This window comes from Mesorhizobium sp. M0189 (genome assembly GCF_040322135.1).
In the GTDB taxonomy this organism is placed as follows: Bacteria; Pseudomonadota; Alphaproteobacteria; order Rhizobiales; family Rhizobiaceae; genus Mesorhizobium.
Genome location: NZ_JAMYSW010000004.1, coordinates 144604 through 162483, shown reverse-complemented (window position 1 = coordinate 162483; position 17880 = coordinate 144604). Strand labels below are relative to the sequence as shown.

Genomic DNA, 17880 nt, shown 5'->3' with positions numbered 1-17880 from the left:
TGACAGGGGAACGACATGGCCGTTGCGGACGACATCGCTCTGATCAAGAAACAGGAAGCCGCGCTTGTTTTCTCCGCCTTCGACGAGGCTGTCGCTTTCGAGATCGGCTCGGCGATCCGCGACCGGGCTTTGACCGAGAACCTGCCGATCATCATCGATATCAGAACCTTCGATCGGCCGCTGTTCTATGCGGCAATGCCCGGCTCGAACGCTTCCAATCCGGACTGGGCGCGGCGCAAGATCAACGTCGTGCGGCGATTCCTGAAAAGCACCTACCGCATGGTGCTGGAGCAGCAGCGCCCCGACCGCAGCTTCAAGCCTGGCGAGGGGCTGGACATTGTCGACTACGTGCTGGCCGGCGGCGGCTTTCCCATCACTGTCAAGGGCGCCGGTGTCATCGGCGTGATCGCCGTCTCGGGCCTGCCGGAGCGTGAGGACCATGGTGTGGTCGTCGATGCGCTCTGTGCCTATTTGGGCGTGGATAACCAGGAGTTGGTCCTGCCGCCGGAAGCAACATCGTGACGTTGGCGCCGCCCCTCATCCGCCTGCCGGCACCTTCTCCCCGTCTAGCGACTGGGAGAAGGGAAGCGCTCCAACGCTGGCTACCCCCTCTCCCCGTCTCTAGACGGGGAGAGGGTAAGGGTGAGGGGCAGCGCAAACGCCGCAGAAGTTCGCAGAACGTCGGTGGCAGCTCAGTATGACCATTCTCGACCCGAAATCCTTCCTTATATCCATCTTCAACGCCGCCGTTGCCGCCGCCGATCCCCAGAGGACGATCAAGAATCATTTGCCCGCAAGGCCGAAGGGCCGCACGATCGTCATCGGTGCAGGAAAAGGCTCGGCGCAGATGGCGGCGGCTTTCGAGAAAGTGTGGGACCGGCCGATCGAAGGTTTGGTCGTCACCCGCTACGGCTATGGCGCGGCCTGCCGGCGCATCGAGATCATCGAGGCGGCGCATCCGGTGCCGGATGCCGCCGGGCTGGAAGCTTCGCGACGGCTGCTCGAAAAAGTCCAGGGACTGACTGCGGACGACCTGGTCGTAGCGCTCATTTCCGGCGGTGGCTCGGCGCTGCTGCCGTCACCCGCCGAAGGTCTGACGCTGGCCGATGAGATCGCCGTCAACGAGGCGCTGCTCGCCTCCGGCGCGCCGATCGCCGCGATGAACACGATCCGTAAGCACCTTTCCACCATCAAGGGCGGCAGGCTGGCGGCCGCCGCATATCCGGCCAAGGTGGTCTCGCTGGTGGTATCAGACATTCCGGGCGACAATCCGGCTCTGGTCGCTTCTGGTCCGACCGTGCCGGACATAGGCAGCCGTGAGGACGCACTGGCGTCGATCGCTGCCTATGGCATGAAGCTGCCGGCTTCGGTCATGGCGCATATCAAGTCGCCGGCGGCCGATGCGCCACGTCCGGACGATCCGCGTTTTATCCGCAACGAGGTGCATCTGATCGCTTCGGCCGGCGTCTCGCTGGAAGCAGCAGCGGCCGAAGCGAAGCGCCGAGGTATTCAGGCCGTCATTCTCTCCGATTCCATCGAGGGCGAGGCACGCGAGGTCGGTGGCATCCACGCCGCAATCGCGCGCGAGGTGGCGACGCGCAGCCGGCCATTTGCAAAGCCGGTGCTGATCCTGTCGGGCGGCGAGACGACGGTGACCCTGCGCGCGAAAGGCAAAGGCGGCCGTAACTCGGAATTCCTGCTCGCCTTCGCCATCGGCATCACCGGCATGGCGGGCGTGCACGCACTGGCCGCCGACACCGACGGCATTGACGGTTCGGAAGACAATGCCGGCGCCTTCGCCGACGGCTCGACAGTTTCGCGGATGCGCGCGGCGGGCGTCGATGCCAAGGCCATGCTTGCCGGCAACAACGCCTGGACGGCATTCAATGCCGTAGATGACCTTTTCGTACCCGGTCCGACCGGCACAAACATCAACGATCTCCGGGCGATATTGATCAAATAGCTCAGGCCGCCATCAGCCTTTTCACCGCTCTCATATCCTGCAGGAACCGCTCGCGTTCGGCCCGCTTGTCCGCCGGCTCGCGAATGCGCAGAATGAAGGACGGGTGGATGGTGACGAAGACACGCAAGCCATCGTCGCGCTCCACTACCGCCCCGCGCATCTTCATGATCGGCACCACCTTGCCGAGCAGCGCCTGCGCTGCAGTGGCGCCGAGTGCCACCGCCAGGTTGGGCTTGATCAGATCGATCTCTTTGTCCAGCCACCAGCGGCAAGCCTGCACCTCGCCGGCATTCGGCTTGGAGTGGATGCGCCGCTTGCCGCGCGGCTCGAACTTGAAATGCTTAACCGCGTTGGTGACGTAGACTTTCAGCCGATCGACGCCGGCATCATCCAGGATCGCGTCGAACACCTTGCCGGCCGGACCGACGAAAGGCTTGCCCGCCAGGTCCTCTTGGTCGCCCGGCTGTTCGCCGACGAAGATCACCTTGGCTTTATCAGGACCCTCACCGAACACGGTCTGCGTGGCATCGCGCCATAGCGGACAGCGGCGGCAGATCTTGGCCGTTTCGCGCAGTTCAGGAATCGTCCTGGCGTCGATTTCTGTCATGTCCGGGGACTTGCTTGCAGGCAAGCCTCTCGACTGCACCTTGGCATGGTGCGGCGTCGGGGTTGTCTGCATCCTGGCGATCATGACTAAGGCGGCCTTGTTCGCTCCTGCAATCAGACACGCAATGAGCAAAGCCCGCCGAAGGTTCCGCTGAAATTATTTCGCATGGGCCTTCACCGGCAGATGGCCGACGATGTGAAGCCCTAAACCTCGTGCAGATAGAGGTGATAATCCAGTTCGCTGACCGTGCGCGCCACGCGCAGATATTCCGACTGCTTGATCGCCACGAATGTCCGGTGCAGGTCTTCGCCCAATGCGCCCTTGAGGAAGGTCGACGCCCTTGCCGCCTCGATCGCGGCACGCCAGTCGACCGGCATCGTCGTGCGCGTGACGGCGGATTCGTAGCCATTGCCGGTGGTTTCAGGGCCGGGGTCAAGACCTTCGTCGAGACCCCTAGTGATGCCGGCCAGCACCGTTGCCGCGACTAGATAAGGGTTGGCGTCGACGCCCGATGGCCGGTGCTCGATGCGGCGGTTCTTGGCATCGCCGGCCGGCACACGCAGCGCCACCGAACGGTTGTTGACGCCCCAGGTCGGCGCCACCGGCGCATAGGATTGCGATACGAAGCGCCGCCATGAATTGGCGTGCGGCGCGAACACCAGCATCGATTCCGCCATCGTCTGGATCAGTCCGCCGAGACCGCGCAGCAGCGGAAGCGACCAGCTTTCGCCGCCGGCTTCGGCAAAGACGTTCTTGCCGGCATCATCCAGCAGCGAGACATGAAAATGCATGCCAGAGCCGGCATACTTCTCGATCGGCTTGGCCATGAAGCAAGCGGTGACACCATGACGGCGTGCCTGCGCCCGCACCAGCCGCTTGAGCATGACGAGATCGTCGGCCGCCCGCATCACGTCCCTGCGGTAATTGAGCGTCAGTTCGTACTGGCCGGGCGCATATTCCGAGATGACCGTCTCGGCCGGGATGCCTTGCACCTTGGCCGCGGCATAGATGTCGGAAAACAGCGGCTCCATGCCGTGCAGATGGTCGACGGAATAGACCTCTGTCTTGGCCGAGCGGCGGCCGTCGAGCACCGCATGCGCCGGCTGCACCTTGCCTTCGGCATCGCGCTCATTGGCGAGCAGGAAGAACTCGAGCTCGAAGGCGCCGGCCGGATGCAGGCCCTTGGCCGCGAGGATATCTACCTGGCGGGCGAGCGCCAGCCGCGGGTCGGACGACATCGGCTGGCCATCGAGATGGTACATCGCCATCAACACCTGGCCGCGCGGCGGCTGGGTGCCGAACAGCGGCACCAGCGTGCCGGGGATCGGCCACGCCCGCAGGTCGCCGTCGCCGGTCGTCCAGATCAGCCCGGTCTCGTGAACATCCTCGCCGGTGATGTCGAGGCCGAGGATCGAGATCGGCATGTGCCGGCCGCCCTCGAAGATGCTCATCAACTCATGTCGGCGCACGATCTTGCCGCGCCCCACGCCATTGGCGTCGGTCAGCACGATGTCGAACGCTTCGATCTCCGGATGGGCGTCGAGAAAGGCCTGCGCCTCGGCGGGCGTCGAGCCCGAAGGGGATGCCGTGACCAGGTTCAAACTTTGCTTGGGCGCTTGTTTCATGCTGCCAGCTTGTCTCATGCCGTAAGCTTTGCCGCAACCGCGCCGAAGGCGGTGATCAGCCGGTTCACCTGGGCGGCGCGAGTTGCCGGCGAGATCAGCATCATATTGTGGAACGGTGCGATCAGCACGCCGCGATTGACCAGCGCGACATGCATCGCCGCTTCGAGCTCCGGCGCATGCGCCCTCTCGGCTTCGCCGCCATTCCTCAGCGGGCCTGGCGCGCAGATGAACTCGACGCGGGCGCCGACCCGAGCAACATGCCAGGGCAGGCGATAGCGATCGATAACGGCAGTCAGCCCGGCGTCGAGCCGCCGCGCCAGATGGTCCATATGGCTGTAGTTCTCGTCGGTCATGACGTCTTCGAGCGTGGCACGCATCGCCGCGAATTGCAGCGGATTGGCCGACAGCGTTGTCCCCATGCCGGAATAGCCGGGCTCTTTCCGGCTGATATAAGCGGCATAGCGCGCCGCAACGCCTTCGCTCATGCCCCACACACTCGCCGGTATGCCGCCGGCAATCGGCTTGCCGAGCACGAACAGGTCCGGCTCCAGCCCGTATTTGCTTGTATAGCCGCCGGGACCGGTCGAGATCGTATGCGTCTCGTCGATTAGAAGCAGCGTGCCGGTCGCACGGGTGAGACGCCGCAAGCCGTCATGAAAGCCGGCTTCGGGCAGCACCATGCAGGAATTGGTCAGCACCGGCTCGGCGATGACGCAGGCGACATCGTTGCCCTGAAGTGCGGCCTCAAGCGCCGGCAGATCGTTGAACTCGACGATATCAGTTGCCCGCGTCAGGTCGCGGAATTCGCCGGCCAGTCCCGGTCGGTTCACCGCTTTGCCGTCGACCAGCCGGACCATCGTCTCGTCGACCGAGCCATGATAGCAGCCGTTGAAGACCAGGATCTTCTCCCGGCCGGTAACGGCACGGGCAACCCGCAGCGCGAAGCGGTTGGCGTCGGTTGCCGTCGTCGCGATCTGCCACAACGGCAGACCGAAGCGCTGTTGCAGCAGCGGGCCGATGGCGAGCGCGTCCTCGGCAGGCAGCATGTAGGTCAGACCGCGTCCGGCCTGCCGGCGGATGGCGCGGGCGACCGGCGGCGGCGAATGACCGAACATCGAGCCGGTGTCGCCGAGGCAGAAATCGTCGAGCCGGTTGCCGTCGATATCTCTGATGGCGGTGCCTTTGGCCTTATCAACGAGGATCGGGAACGGCGTCGGCCAGTCGTTCATCCAGTGCATCGGCACGCCGCCGAAGAAGCCGGGCAGGCCATTGCCGATTTTCGCCATCGATTTCGGCCGCGCCTGGCGGAAGGCTTCTGCCTCGGTCTCGCGCAACTCGGCAATCCGGGCCGGGCCGATGCCGCCGATGGAGGTCTTTGAATGGTCGATGACGTTCATGGCGGCCCTCTCCGCCGCACTTTAGACAATCGGCATCCGCCACCGCAATTGGCGGGCGGCTGCCCTGTGTTGGGTCAGCGGTCATTTGAATGGAACAGGCGCTTGACCGCGAGCCGCCTTCGGGCGCCAATGGCACTTCGGCTGGAGGGGACACGATGGTGCGGGCGATCATCTGCGCGGCAACGCTGCTGTCGTCGGTTGGTGCGGCTTTGGCATCCGGCGGCATCTGGTGTTCCGCCGAGGATGCAGCCGTCAAATTTGAGGTCGATGCCGGGGTCACCAGAGGCATGGGCGGGCCGACCTTCAATTTTCGCGGCGAGCTCGAAATTCTGGGCAGGCCAGTCGGCGACAGTCTGCGCAAGACTGTGTTCGAGGATCAGAACCTCACGCAATATTGGCTCGACAACAAGGAATTGCGGCTGCTCGTCTATCGCGAACGGCAGGTCGAAAACGCCTACGACTATGTCGAACTGGCGATCCTGACCAAGGCCAGCGACGAAGGCGTCTATGACGGCCGCTATTTGCTCTCAATCTATGATGTAACGGACGATGCCGAAAAGGATGGCAAGCCGGCTGAATTGACCGGCAAAGTATCTTGCGGAGCCGACTAACGGGCTAGGCGGAAATGTCGATGACGCCGCAATCGCCGGCGGCGCTGCCGAACGCGACGCGGCGCTCTTCCTTGTCCCACATCATCGATGTGATGGCGCCCTTGCCTGGCCGGCGCAACAGCACTTCCCTGGCGTCGGCGAAGCGCACCGCCATCACCATGCCGTCATCATACCCTATCGCCACTACATCTTGGCTCGGATGGCAGGCGACGGAGGTGACCATCGCATTGCCGCGCGTGCCGAGTTCCAGCGGCGCCTTGCCCATCGGCCCATCCTTGCCCGAAAACGGCCAGACGATCGCCGCCGGAGCGCCCGAACTCGCCAGCCATTTGCCCTTGGCGCTCCACGACAGGCTTTTGACCTTGCCGGGATAGCCGGACATCCGCATGTGCTTGCCGTCGGCGAGTTTCCAGCCATGCAGCGCGTTTTCCTGCATTGTGGTGACGACGAAGCCGCCGTCCGGCGAAAACGTGATGCCGGTGTGGGCGCCGGCCCATTCGAGCTCGACCGGCTTGCCGTCGGCGGCCGGGAAATGCAGCGTCGCGCCATTGTAGCGGGCAACGCCGAAGCGCATGCCCTTGGGCGAGAAGGCCAGCCCCTCGACCGAGCGCGGATGCGAGAATTCCCTGGTCTTGCCGTCAGCAAAACGCACATAGGCAATTTTGCCCGAAGCATACGCAACAGCGCCTTGCGGCCCGGCGGCGACGCTGGTGATCCATTTTTTGCCTGCGGTCGCCAATTCCGCAGTATTGCCGCCTGCGGTCACGGCAAAGATCTTGCCGTCCTCACCGCCGGTGATCAGCCGGTCGTTTGCGCCATCGTGAAGGGCGGCGAGCAGCCCGTCATTGGCCTGCACCGTCTTGTGGCCATGGTCGAGCCGATGGATTGTGCCGTCGGCCAGCGCGAAATGCGGCACGTCGCCAAGGAACACGGCGGCGAGGCAGTGGCCTTCGAGATCGAGCGGGGCGACTGTCGGCATGAGAGACCATTCCGTTCGAGATTTCTGCTGCCCCACCCTTAAGGGGTTGAGCTGCGGGTCTCAACCCGTGCTTCGGATCGTCGTGAGGAGAGAGCGCCAGCGTTGCGGGCGCCCCTTCTCCCACAAGGGGAGAAGGGGGAAAGGGCAGCTAAATCAAGCGGCGTGGCAGGCCTGGAAGCTTGTCTTCAGCCGCTCGGCGTCGAGTTCGCGGCCGATGAACACCAGCCGGCTCTCGTGCTTCTCGCCGTCCTTCCAGGCGCGTTGGTGGTCGCCTTCGATGATCATGTGCACGCCCTGGATGACATAGCGCTCGTCATCGCCTTTCAGCGCGATGATACCTTTCAGCCGCAGGATGTTCGGGCCTTCCATTTGGGTGACCTTCTCGATCCACGGGAAGAACTTTTTCGGGTCCATCTCGCCGCCGCGCAGCGACACCGACTGCACCGTCACATCATGGATGTCGGAAGGGTGCGCGTGATGATGGTCATGCCCGTCATGATCGTGATGATCATGGCCCTCGTGATCATGGTGATCATGATCATGATGGTCGTGATCGTCATGCGCCTCGAGGAAGTGCGGATCGTTCTCCAGCGCCCGGGACAGGTCGAACGCACCGCGATCGAGCACCTCGGACAGCGCCACGCCGGCGCGTGTGGTGCGATGGATGCGTGCCGCCGGGTTGATGGCGCGGATCGTCGCCTCCACCTTGCTCAGCTCTTCGGGGGTGACCAGGTCGGTCTTGTTGAGCACGACGACATCGGCAAAGGCGATCTGGTCCTCGGCCTCGCGGGAATCCTTGAGGCGCAGCGGCAGGTGCTTGGCGTCGACCAGCGCCACCACCGCATCGAGCCTGGTCTTGGAACGCACATCGTCGTCCATGAAGAAGGTTTGCGCTACCGGCACGGGATCGGCGAGGCCTGTGGTCTCGACGACGATGGCGTCGAAGCGGCCGGGCCTGCGCATCAGACCTTCGACGACGCGGATCAGGTCGCCGCGCACGGTGCAGCAGATGCAGCCATTGTTCATCTCGTAGATTTCCTCGTCGGATTCCACGATCAACTCGTTGTCGATGCCGATCTCGCCGAACTCATTGACGATGACGGCGTAGCGCTTGCCATGGTTTTCCGAAAGGATGCGGTTGAGCAGTGTCGTCTTGCCGGCGCCGAGATAGCCGGTAAGGACGGTAACGGGGATCTGCGTCTGTGCGTCGCTCATATTGTGCCTCGAATAGGGATTGTCGGCTCCATATAGGATGTGTGCTCGGCTTTTGCACGAGGCAAACCGATGGGCCAAAGAGGCCGGTATTGCCGAACTTTCCTCACATTGCCGAACGTTCATTGGCGCGGTGGTTGTTCGCACTGAGGAGGCGCCAGATGTCCGACAAGTCCTTGCCATTAAGCCGGCGGCAGGCTCTCGGTCTTGTAGCGGTCACCACGGGCGGCATATTCCTGCCCGCCGGCGCAAGGGCCGGGCAGGTCTCGCCCTATGCCGGGCTTGCTTTGTTCGAAGCCGGTGCCGGCGTCTGCACCATGACGCTCGAGGTCACCGAAGGACCGTTCTATTTCGACCCGAAGCTCGAACGCGCCGATATCACCGAGGGCAAGAAGGGCGTCGCCCTCAATGTGCGGCTGCAAATCGTCGACGCCGCCTGCCGGCCGCTTCCCGGCGCACGCGTCGATATCTGGCATTGCGACGCCCAGGGCGCCTATTCCGGCTATCCCGGACAGGGCGACGGGCAGGATATCGACACGTCCGGCCAGAGCTTTCTGCGCGGCTGGCAGAGAAGCGATGGAAGCGGCATCGCTTCTTTCGCCACCATCTATCCCGGCTGGTATCGCGGCCGCACCACCCACATCCATTTCAAGATCTTCCCCGACGACCGCTCGGCAATGACCGGCCAGATGTTCTTCCCCGACAGCTTGAGCGAGCATATATTCGCCACCGTCGCGCCCTATAACGATCGCCCCGGCAAACGCGATACATCGAACATGCGGGACGGCATTGCGCGGCAGGCCGGGCCGCCGTCGCAGGCAGCGCTGCGGGAAATGGCGGACGCCTATCAGGCCTTGATGGTGGTCGCGGTGAGGGCCGGTTGAGGACACCTCGTCACGTCGCCATCCAGCCGTCGCGGAAAGTCGTTTGTCATCTAACTGAAATAAACATCTGGCATTAGCCACGGCGAACACCGCGATGCTTGCCGGCAAAGCTATTTTCCGAGCCGGAATGTTTTCGATCGTCATTGCCAATCGGCGGCCTGCTTCTATGCTGTCCGCACCGGTTCGGCCGAGGAGGGATGAGCATGGCCAAGGCGGACAAGACTGCAACAATGAGCCGGCTGCATTCGGCGGCGCGGCTGGCGCGCACGGCGCTCGCCGCCCGGCTTCTGGCGCATGGCTTCTATGCCGGTCAGGACCAGATCATGCTGGCGCTCGACCGCGAGGACGGGCAGACGCCCGGCAATCTTGCCGGCCGCCTCGGCGTGCGTCCGCCGACCATCACCAAGACCATCAACCGGCTGCAGGCGCAGGGTTTTCTGGAAAAGCGGGCCTCCTCCGCCGATGCCCGCCAGGCGCATATTTTCCTCACCGACACCGGCCGCGAAATTATCCACGCCATCGAGAAATCGGTGAAGAAGACCGAAAAGCAGGCATTGAAGGGTCTCGACAAGAAGGATCAGAAATCGCTGTTCAAGCTGCTTGCCCGTGTCGAAGCGAATCTTTCGAACGGCGAAATGGTGCTCCCCGATGACGAACTGGATATCGAGGACAAGATCCTTGAATAGGTCACGCGTTCGCCGCTGACGGCCGCCGCGTCAGTGCCGACCAGCGTCCGGGTGTGACGCCGAACGCCTTCTTGAAATGCCGATTGAAATGGCTTTGGTCACTGAAGCCGGCTGCGATGGCGATTTGCGCCAGCGGCTCGTCGCATTCGATCATCCGACGGGCTCGTTGAAGCCGGCGCATCAACAGGAACCGGTGCGGGCTGGTGGAGAAGGTGGCGCGGAAATGCCGCGACAGGGCATAACGGTCCAATCCGGTGATCGCCTCCAATTCATCCGAACGTACAATCCGCGCGACATTTTCCTCCAGATAGTCGCGCGCCAGACTGGCGGCACGCCACGCAGTTTTCGCTATCGGTTTCGCCGGCTGACCGGCGTGCCGGGCCAGGCTTTGCATCAGCTGCGTCATGAAATCGACCACAAACAGCTCGTCCAGTTCCTGATCCAGCGGCCCGAGCGCCGAAAGCAGCGTCGCGCGGAAATCGCGGTCTGTCATCACGGCATCCCCGACAAACGGCAGTGACCCGCCGCCGAGGCAATCGAGCATCAGGGACGGCTCCAAATACAGCATTCTGTAACGCAATCCGTCTTCTGTGCCGGCGCCGCCATCGTGCATTTCGTCGGGATGAAGGATAATGATCTGGCCAGGCAGGCTCTGATGCGTCGCGCCGCGATAGCGGAAGCTCTGTATGCCATAAAGCGTCACCCCGATTGCATAGGTGTCGTGGCGATGGAGATCGAAGGCGTTGCCGTGGAACCGGGCCTCGATGCGTTCCATGCCGGCAGTACCGGGTGCCGATACGATGCAGTTCTCGGCTGCATCCACGCACAAACGTCCAAGACCCTGAAAGGCTTCCCCGTCTAGACCGTGCGGCATCGCTTCACTCGCAGCCTCGGATTGGCCCCCTTTCGGATTGGAAACTGTCGCATGTTCGATACGAAATTTGCAATCGTGCTCAGGGACGATCTTCCCGTCTGGCAGAAGCTCAACGTCACCGCCTTTCTGACCAGCGGCATCGTCGCGCAGTTTCCCGACCTCATCGGCGAGCCCTACCGTGACCGCGCCGGCAATATCTACAACCCGCTATCGATCCAGCCGGTCATCGTGCTTTCGGCAGACGGCCAGGCGCTCGGAACGATCCAGCGGCGGGCGCTGGAGCGTGGTGTGACGGTTTCGCTCTATGTCGAGGAAATGTTTTCGACTGGGTACGATCTGGCCAACCGTGCCGTCTTTGCCGAATTTGCGCCGGAGGATGCCAAGGTGGTCGGCATCGCGCTTCGCGCCGAAAAGAAGCTCGTCGACAAGATCACCAAGGGTGCCCGCATGCACACCTGACTCTCCGGCCACCAGGAACAAAACTGAGCCTGTCGTCGCCTGTCGGTGTGCCAGCCTCTTTTGGCTTGCCCGCTGGCGACAATTCCCGCATTGGTGAGGGACTGCCTTGCTTCCCGTCCGGCCTGAAATTGAATGCTCCCCCAAGACAAGACGAAAGCGCGACGTCGCCGGCGGCGATCCTGTGCATGCTTTCCGTCTATGTGTTTTTCACCTTCCTCGACACCAGCAGCAAGTACCTTGTGCTGGCTGGCGTCTCGGCGCTGATCGTCGCCTGGACCCGCTTCGCGGTCCATGTCCTGCTTGTCGGCGTCTTTCTGCGCGGATGGCGTGAGCCGTTGCGTTTTCGTCCCGCCAACCTGCCGGCGCATCTCACGCGCGGTCTGCTCCTGTTCGGATCGACCATGTTCAACATTCTGGCGCTGCGGACGCTGCAGCTGGCGGAAACCACCTCGATCTACTTCTTCGGCCCGATGGTGATCACCGCGCTTGCCGGTCCGTTGCTCGGCGAATGGGCCGGCTGGCGGCGCTGGCTGGCGATCATGAGCGGCTTTGTCGGCGTCCTCATCATCACCCGGCCGGGCATCGGGGTTTTTGGCGTCGGCCATCTCTTTGCGCTCGGCTCGATGCTATCGAACAGTTTCTACGTCATCATGACGCGCCGTATGTCGGCGACGGAAACCTCGGAAAGTCTCATCCTGTTTTCGGCGCTGGCGCCGGCCGTGCTGCTGCTGCCGACACTGCCGTTTTCGCTTTCGCTGCCGCAGGATGGCTGGCACTGGTTCATATTGCTGATGCTTGGCGTCTTCGGCGCCATCGGCCATTGGCTTCTTGTGCAGGCCTATCGCCTTGCCACCACCACGGCCCTGGCTCCCTATCCCTATTCGCAGATGATCTGGATGATCATCTCCGGCCTGATCGTCTTCAACCAGTTTCCCGACCGCTGGACGCTGGTCGGTGCCACCGTCATCGTCGCCAGCGGCCTCTACATCGTCCACCGCGAGCACCGGCTTCGCTTGCACAACCGCGCGACGCTGGACGCGGAGGCGGAAGCGCTGGCAAAAAAACTTTGATTTGCTCGGGATCGATGGCATAAGAGCCGGCCTTTAAACAGTTTAAATTGCTTCGGGAGCGCAGGGCGCTGGCACAGAAGATCAAGCTTTCGACCATCGCGGATGCGCTCGGCGTGTCCACGGCCACGGTCTCGCTGGCCTTGCGCGACAGCCCGCTGGTCGCCGGCGGCACCCGCGACCGTATCAAGGAACATGCACGCGCCATCGGCTATATCTACAACCGCCGCGCCGCCAGCCTTCGCACCTCACGCTCGGGCATTGTCGGCGTCGTCGTCCACGACATCATGAACCCGTTCTTTGCCGAGATACTGCGTTCGATCGAGAGCGAACTCGACCGCAGCCGGCAGACCTTCATCCTGTCGAACCACTACGACCAACTCGAGAAACAGCGCACCTTCATCGACACGCTTCTGCAGCTCGGCGCTGACGGCGTCATCATGTCGCCGGCCATCGGCACACCGCCCGAAGACATAATCATGGCCGAGGAGAACGGTCTCCCGGCAGTGCTGATTGCACGCACCGTCGAAGGTGCCGACGTGCCGGTGTTTCGCGGCGACGATGCCTATGGCACCGGGCTTGCTACCAATCATCTGATCTCGCTTGGCCACAAGCGCATCGCCATGATCGGCGGTACCGACCAGACGTCGACCGGCCGCGACCGTTATCAGGGATATGTCAACGCCATGGAGGCGGCAGGGCTCGAGGTCAGGCCGTCATGGCGTATCGCCGGCCCGCGCACCAAGCAGGCCGGCTTCGAGGCTGCCGGGCAGTTCTTGGCGCTGAAAGACAGGCCTACCGCGGCCTGCTGCTGGAACGACCTCGTCGCCATCGGCCTGATGAACGGCATTGCGCGCGCGGGGCTGGTGCCGGGCATCGACATCTCCGTTACCGGCTATGACGACCTCGAGGAAGCGGCGATCGCGACGCCGGCACTGACCACGGTCTGGAACGGCCAGCGCGAGGTTGGCCGCCGCGCCGCCAGCGCGCTGCTCGACAAACTCAACGGACAGACGGTGCGGCCGTCGCAGGAACTGATCAAGCCGGAACTGCATGTGCGCCAGTCGACCGGCAAACCGGTGGAACGTGCATGACAAAAACCGAACAGCAAGCTGTCGCCATTCTGGTGCCGGGCCAGTTCAACGACCATGCGGTCGGCCGCATCGACGGGGCGTTCAGCCGCGTCCAGATCGAAGGCGCCGATCCGTCGCTGGTCACCGACGACATGCGCCGTACGGTGCGCGGCATAGCCGCCTTCGGCGGCATAAGCGCCGCGTTGATGGACGCGCTGCCAAAGCTCGAGATCATCGCCAATTTCGGCGTCGGCTATGATTCTGTCGATGTCCGCCACGCCGTACAGCGCGGCATCATGGTCACCAACACCCCGGATGTGCTGACCGAAGAGGTCGCCGATACGGCGCTCGGCTTGCTGATCAACACCATCCGCGAACTGCCGCGCGCCGAGGCCTGGCTGCGCGACGGAAGTTGGCTGCGCAAAGGCAACTATCCGCTGAGCCGGCTGACCCTGCGCGGGCGCCATGTCGGTATCTTTGGCATGGGCCGCATCGGCCTCGCCATTGCCCGCCGGCTCGACGCTTTCGGGCTGCCCATCGCCTACCACAACCGGCGCCGCGTCGAAGGCCTGTCCTATGACTATCACCCGACGCTGAAAGGTCTCGCCGAGGCGGTCGACACACTGATCTCGGTGGCGCCCGGCGGGGCCGCGACGGAAAGGGCAGTCAATGCCGAAATCCTCTCGGCTCTTGGGCCGAACGGCGTCTTCGTCAATATCGGCCGGGGCAGCACGGTCGACGAGCCAGCCCTTGCCGCCGCACTTGCCAGCGGCAGCATCGCCGCTGCCGGGCTAGACGTCTTTGCCGACGAGCCGAATGTGCCAGCGGCGTTGCTTGCCGCGCCCAACACCTCGCTTTTGCCACATGTCGGCTCCGCCTCGCAGCACACCCGCCGCGCCATGGCGGACCTATGCGTCGACAATCTGGTCTCGTGGTTTTCGCAGCGCAAGGCACTGACGCCGGTGCCGGAGACGGCAAATGTCAAGGCAAGGCCGTAAGCGGGCTGCCATATCTATTAACTTCAGCTTAACCCTTCGGAATCATTCTGGTCCCTTCCTAGTGTCTGTCCGCCTGACAGCACATGACAGCAAGATGAAGCGCGCCTCCTGATCTCTTCGAACGCGGCGCGCTTGAAATGCGCGGAGAAACAGGATGAAAACGCTTCCTGCATTGATGGCGGTTGCTGTGCTGTTCGGCAGCGTCCAGCTGTTTTATGCCGGTAGCGGTGAAAGCCGTGCAGCCAGTGAGTCACCACCTTCATCCGGCAACTACCGGCTGGTAGCCCATGGTGACGAGGCGTCTTGTGCGGTCAGCCGTGGCGCCGAGATTTCGCAAGGCTTGTCGCTGTTGACGGTCGCCGCGAATTGCCGCCGGGTGTTGCCCGGTGTCGAGCAGGCGAAGTTCTGGCGAGAGCAGAATGACGGCACGGTCACATTCAGCGCCAACGGCACCGATCCAATCGTCATGTTCTCAGTCGCCGATGGCGACGGTTACGAATCCTACGCGCCGGCGCTGCCGCTGCTATCGCTGGCGTCGGCCGGCAACTGACGAGCGCTATTCTGCCGCTGCGCGCGCGCCCGATTTCGCCGCCTGATGCAGACGTACAGCGTCGCCGAAGGCGCGGAAAATCTTTGCCGAGATGTTGTCAGATTCGACCCAGTACTCTGGATGCCACTGCACGCCAACAGCGAAGGCGCGGGCGTCCTTGACCGAAACCGCCTCGACAGTGCCGTCGGCGGCGACCGCTTCGACCTGCAGCTTCGGGCCAAGCCGATCGATGGCCTGGCGATGCACCGAATTGACCAGGATGTCGCCGGCGCCGAAGACCCCGGCCAGGCAGCTGCCGGGTTTTATCGACACGCTCTGGCGGATGGCGAAGCGTTCGTCCTGATTGTCGCTTGCCGGCGCACGATGGTCGAGCGAACCGACGCGTTCCTGGATTTCGGTCGCCAGCGTGCCGCCCAGTGCCACATTCATCTCCTGGATTCCGCGGCAGATGGCGAGCAGCGGTACCCCGCGCTCCACCGCCCGGCGGATCAGTGGCAACGTCGTCGCGTCGCGGGCGGAGTCGTAAGGACCATTGGCTTCGCTGGCGTCACCGCCATAGAGCGAGGGATGAACGTTGGACTTCGAACCGGTGACCATGACGCCGTCGACGGCGGAAAGCAGTTCATCGAAGTCGAGCCGGTCGCCGAAGGACGGTACCAGCAGCGGGAACACGCCTGCACCCGAAAGCGCCGCTTCAAGATATTGCTGTGGCGCGGCATGCCAGATGTAATTGTCGAACTGGCGGACGTCGGTCGATATGGCGACGAGCGGCTGGTGCATTTGGTCCGGATCCCATCGGGTGCAACGAATTATCTGCCTGCAAAATAGGCGATCCGAAGGCGCATTTCCATGGCAAGTTTCGGCGTGTCGCGTAGGCCAGTTAATCGACCTTAGACTATAGTTGCAAGATCTGCCCCAACGCCGTGAATTTCCCCGAAATGCGCCACTCAAACCGGGCTGCCACGCTGGACTCGACTCCTTGCCTGTGTATTGTCGGGCTCGAAGCCGATCCGGGCCCCGAAGCGTCCTGAATGTCGGTCAGTTGATCCAAAAGGGAGGAACTTCATGGATCGTCGTTCGTTCATCCGCAAGGCCGGCACCACCGGTTTCGGCGCCGCGGCCGCTGCCGCGACACTTGCTGCGCCGGCCATCGCCCAGTCCAACCCGAAAGTGACCTGGCGGCTGGCGTCGTCCTTCCCGAAGTCGCTCGATACGATCTATGGTGGCGCCGAAGTGTTTTCCAAGATGCTGTCGGAGGCGACCGACGGCAACTTCCAGGTCCAGGTCTTCGCCGCCGGCGAACTCGTTCCCGGCCTGCAGGCCGCCGACGCCACCACTGCCGGCACCGTCGAGGCCTGCCATACGGTGGCATACTATTACTGGGGCAAGGACCCGACTTGGGCGCTGGGGGCGGCGGTTCCGTTTTCGCTCAACGCGCGCGGCATAAACGCCTGGCACTATCATGGCGGCGGCATCGATCTGTTCAACGAGTTCCTGGCGACGCAGGGTCTGTTCGGGCTGCCGGGCGGCAATACCGGCGTGCAGATGGGCGGCTGGTTCCGCAAGGAGATCAAAACGGTCGCCGACCTTTCCGGCCTCAAGATGCGTATCGGTGGTTTTGCCGGCAAAGTGGTGCAAAGGCTCGGCGTAGTTCCGCAGCAGATCGCCGGTGGCGACATTTATCCGGCGCTGGAAAAAGGCACGATCGACGCCGCCGAATGGGTTGGCCCCTACGACGACGAGAAGCTCGGCTTCTACAAGGTTGCGCCCTATTACTACTATCCCGGCTGGTGGGAAGGTGGACCGACCGTCCATCTGATGTTCAACAAGGCGAAATACGACGAACTTTCGCCGGCTTACAAGTCGCTGGTGCACACTGCCGCCCAAGCGGCCGACGCCAACATGCTGCAGAAATACGACTACCTCAACCCGGCGGCGGTGAAGCGGCTGGTTGCCGGCGGCGCCAAGTTGAGCCCGTTCAGCCAGGAGATCATGGCCGCCTGTTTCGAAAAGGCCAACGAAGTCTATGCCGAGATGGAAGCCTCGAACGCGCCGTTCAAGAAGATCTGGGACTCGATCAAGGCGTTCCGCAAGGAGCATTATCTCTGGGCGCAGGTGGCCGAGTACAATTACGACACCTTCATGATGGTCCAGCAGCGCAACGGCAAGCTCTAGAATATTCTGCGACGCCGAGTGGCTCCACTCGGCGTCGCAGAAAAGGGCTAAAACAAAGCGGATGTCCCGTTTGGTTTGAATGCATTCCGCTCCAGGCGTTTGATGGATCTCGTCAAAGGACCGCGAGCCACGCCCCGCGGTCCTTCCCTGTCAGCCTTCGGACGCACTGACTTCGACCAGTACTCCACCCGGCGCATGGCAATAGAACGTCGTCGACTGGATGCGGCCGCGCATTAGCTGCTGGACCTCGCCCGGTTGCAGGCCGGCATCGGCAAGCCCGGCTCGCTTTGCATGCACAAACTCCGGCTTGCCGACGAAGAAGCCAACGTGAAAGCCGTCCGGATAGCTGGCGGGCTCGCCTTTCCCCGGCTTCATCAGATTGAGGATGAAGCCATCGATGCCACGCAGAACCGCGAAGGCGTCCTTGCCGCGCACGGCGACAAATTCAAAGCCGAAATGGCTGGTGAAGAAGCGGGCAAGGCCGGCAACTTCGGTGGTGACGAGATTTATGTGGTTCAGTTTCATGATGCGTCTCCTGCCACGGGTTGAATGCGGACAGGCTTCGACCGAAGAGCGCAAACCGGCGGGACCGCTACATCCGAAAATCCGGACGTGACCCGACCGGCTCGCGAGTTTCGCCTCGCTTGCCGGCCGCGGGTTCTCCCACAAGTAATGTGGCGAACAGGCTTCCCCGAGCATCGTGCTCAGGACGGGAAGAGC

General features: G+C 63.1%; 19 protein-coding genes. 11 read left to right on the top strand and 8 right to left on the bottom strand.

The window, feature by feature from the left end; all coding sequences use genetic code 11:
* Positions 1–15: 15 nt before the first annotated feature.
* Both NKJ09_RS09155 and NKJ09_RS09150 read left to right on the top strand, forming a co-directional pair.
* Positions 16–522: a heme-degrading domain-containing protein gene (locus NKJ09_RS09155; RefSeq protein WP_352484371.1), complete on the top strand. Its 507-nt coding sequence runs from the start codon at positions 16–18 to the stop codon at positions 520–522.
* 175 nt (positions 523–697) lie between these two features.
* The gene (locus NKJ09_RS09150) at positions 698–1963 is read left to right on the top strand and encodes a glycerate kinase type-2 family protein (RefSeq protein ID WP_023718069.1); all 1266 of its coding nucleotides are present in this window, start codon (positions 698–700) and stop codon (positions 1961–1963) included.
* A gap of 1 nt (position 1964) precedes the next feature.
* Here the strand turns inward: NKJ09_RS09150 and NKJ09_RS09145 are convergent, their stop codons facing one another.
* From NKJ09_RS09145 to NKJ09_RS09135, 3 genes are all read right to left on the bottom strand, one after another.
* The gene (locus NKJ09_RS09145; protein WP_352762737.1) at positions 1965–2687 is read right to left on the bottom strand and encodes a UdgX family uracil-DNA binding protein; all 723 of its coding nucleotides are present in this window, start codon (positions 2685–2687) and stop codon (positions 1965–1967) included.
* An 86-nt stretch (positions 2688–2773) separates the two neighbouring features.
* Positions 2774–4195: a glutamine synthetase family protein gene (locus NKJ09_RS09140; protein WP_352495213.1), complete on the bottom strand. Its 1422-nt coding sequence runs from the start codon at positions 4193–4195 to the stop codon at positions 2774–2776.
* 14 nt (positions 4196–4209) lie between these two features.
* A complete protein-coding gene (locus NKJ09_RS09135; RefSeq protein ID WP_023718066.1) occupies positions 4210–5592 on the bottom strand; it encodes an aspartate aminotransferase family protein in 1383 nt (460 codons plus the stop codon).
* An 89-nt stretch (positions 5593–5681) separates the two neighbouring features.
* Here NKJ09_RS09135 and NKJ09_RS09130 point away from each other — a divergent pair, with 89 nt between their 5' ends.
* Positions 5682–6203: a hypothetical protein gene (locus NKJ09_RS09130; protein ID WP_348633211.1), complete on the top strand. Its 522-nt coding sequence runs from the start codon at positions 5682–5684 to the stop codon at positions 6201–6203.
* Between the two features lie 4 nt (positions 6204–6207).
* Here the strand turns inward: NKJ09_RS09130 and NKJ09_RS09125 are convergent, their stop codons facing one another.
* Together NKJ09_RS09125 and NKJ09_RS09120 are read right to left on the bottom strand one after the other, a co-directional pair.
* Positions 6208–7182, bottom strand: a complete 975-nt coding sequence (locus tag NKJ09_RS09125) for a WD40 repeat domain-containing protein (protein WP_352495212.1) — start codon at positions 7180–7182, stop codon at positions 6208–6210.
* 153 nt (positions 7183–7335) lie between these two features.
* Positions 7336–8397 (bottom strand): CobW family GTP-binding protein, encoded by a 1062-nt coding sequence (locus tag NKJ09_RS09120; RefSeq protein ID WP_023718063.1) that lies wholly within the window; start codon positions 8395–8397, stop codon positions 7336–7338.
* 158 nt (positions 8398–8555) lie between these two features.
* Here NKJ09_RS09120 and NKJ09_RS09115 point away from each other — a divergent pair, with 158 nt between their 5' ends.
* The gene (locus NKJ09_RS09115) at positions 8556–9278 is read left to right on the top strand and encodes an intradiol ring-cleavage dioxygenase (RefSeq protein ID WP_352495211.1); all 723 of its coding nucleotides are present in this window, start codon (positions 8556–8558) and stop codon (positions 9276–9278) included.
* A 203-nt stretch (positions 9279–9481) separates the two neighbouring features.
* The gene (locus NKJ09_RS09110; protein WP_023718061.1) at positions 9482–9964 is read left to right on the top strand and encodes a MarR family winged helix-turn-helix transcriptional regulator; all 483 of its coding nucleotides are present in this window, start codon (positions 9482–9484) and stop codon (positions 9962–9964) included.
* 1 nt (position 9965) lies between these two features.
* Here the strand turns inward: NKJ09_RS09110 and NKJ09_RS09105 are convergent, their stop codons facing one another.
* Positions 9966–10838 carry an AraC family transcriptional regulator gene (locus tag NKJ09_RS09105; protein WP_023718060.1) on the bottom strand — a complete coding sequence of 291 codons (873 nt, stop codon included), beginning with the start codon at positions 10836–10838 and terminating at the stop codon, positions 9966–9968.
* A gap of 51 nt (positions 10839–10889) precedes the next feature.
* Between NKJ09_RS09105 and NKJ09_RS09100 the strand changes: the two genes are divergently transcribed.
* The 5 genes from NKJ09_RS09100 to NKJ09_RS09080 all read left to right on the top strand — a co-directional run bounded on the left by NKJ09_RS09100 (position 10890) and on the right by NKJ09_RS09080 (position 14985).
* A complete protein-coding gene (locus tag NKJ09_RS09100) occupies positions 10890–11297 on the top strand; it encodes a DUF2000 family protein (protein ID WP_023718059.1) in 408 nt (135 codons plus the stop codon).
* A 185-nt stretch (positions 11298–11482) separates the two neighbouring features.
* Positions 11483–12367: a DMT family transporter gene (locus tag NKJ09_RS09095; RefSeq protein ID WP_352484377.1), complete on the top strand. Its 885-nt coding sequence runs from the start codon at positions 11483–11485 to the stop codon at positions 12365–12367.
* Between the two features lie 68 nt (positions 12368–12435).
* Positions 12436–13458: a LacI family DNA-binding transcriptional regulator gene (locus NKJ09_RS09090; protein WP_023676245.1), complete on the top strand. Its 1023-nt coding sequence runs from the start codon at positions 12436–12438 to the stop codon at positions 13456–13458.
* The gene (locus tag NKJ09_RS09085; RefSeq protein WP_352495210.1) at positions 13455–14435 is read left to right on the top strand and encodes a 2-hydroxyacid dehydrogenase; all 981 of its coding nucleotides are present in this window, start codon (positions 13455–13457) and stop codon (positions 14433–14435) included. Before NKJ09_RS09090 ends, NKJ09_RS09085 begins: the two co-directional genes overlap by 4 nt.
* 154 nt (positions 14436–14589) lie before the next feature.
* Positions 14590–14985 (top strand): hypothetical protein, encoded by a 396-nt coding sequence (locus NKJ09_RS09080; RefSeq protein ID WP_352484378.1) that lies wholly within the window; start codon positions 14590–14592, stop codon positions 14983–14985.
* A gap of 6 nt (positions 14986–14991) precedes the next feature.
* On the opposite strand, the gene NKJ09_RS09075 is transcribed toward NKJ09_RS09080, so the two are convergent.
* On the bottom strand, positions 14992–15765 hold the full coding sequence (locus NKJ09_RS09075) for a gamma-glutamyl-gamma-aminobutyrate hydrolase family protein (RefSeq protein ID WP_352484379.1): 774 nt from the start codon (positions 15763–15765) through the stop codon (positions 14992–14994).
* A 285-nt stretch (positions 15766–16050) separates the two neighbouring features.
* Here NKJ09_RS09075 and NKJ09_RS09070 point away from each other — a divergent pair, with 285 nt between their 5' ends.
* Positions 16051–17160 carry a TRAP transporter substrate-binding protein gene (locus NKJ09_RS09070; RefSeq protein ID WP_023718055.1) on the top strand — a complete coding sequence of 370 codons (1110 nt, stop codon included), beginning with the start codon at positions 16051–16053 and terminating at the stop codon, positions 17158–17160.
* A gap of 150 nt (positions 17161–17310) precedes the next feature.
* Here the strand turns inward: NKJ09_RS09070 and NKJ09_RS09065 are convergent, their stop codons facing one another.
* Positions 17311–17685: a VOC family protein gene (locus tag NKJ09_RS09065; RefSeq protein ID WP_352484380.1), complete on the bottom strand. Its 375-nt coding sequence runs from the start codon at positions 17683–17685 to the stop codon at positions 17311–17313.
* Between the last annotated feature and the right edge of the window lie 195 nt (positions 17686–17880).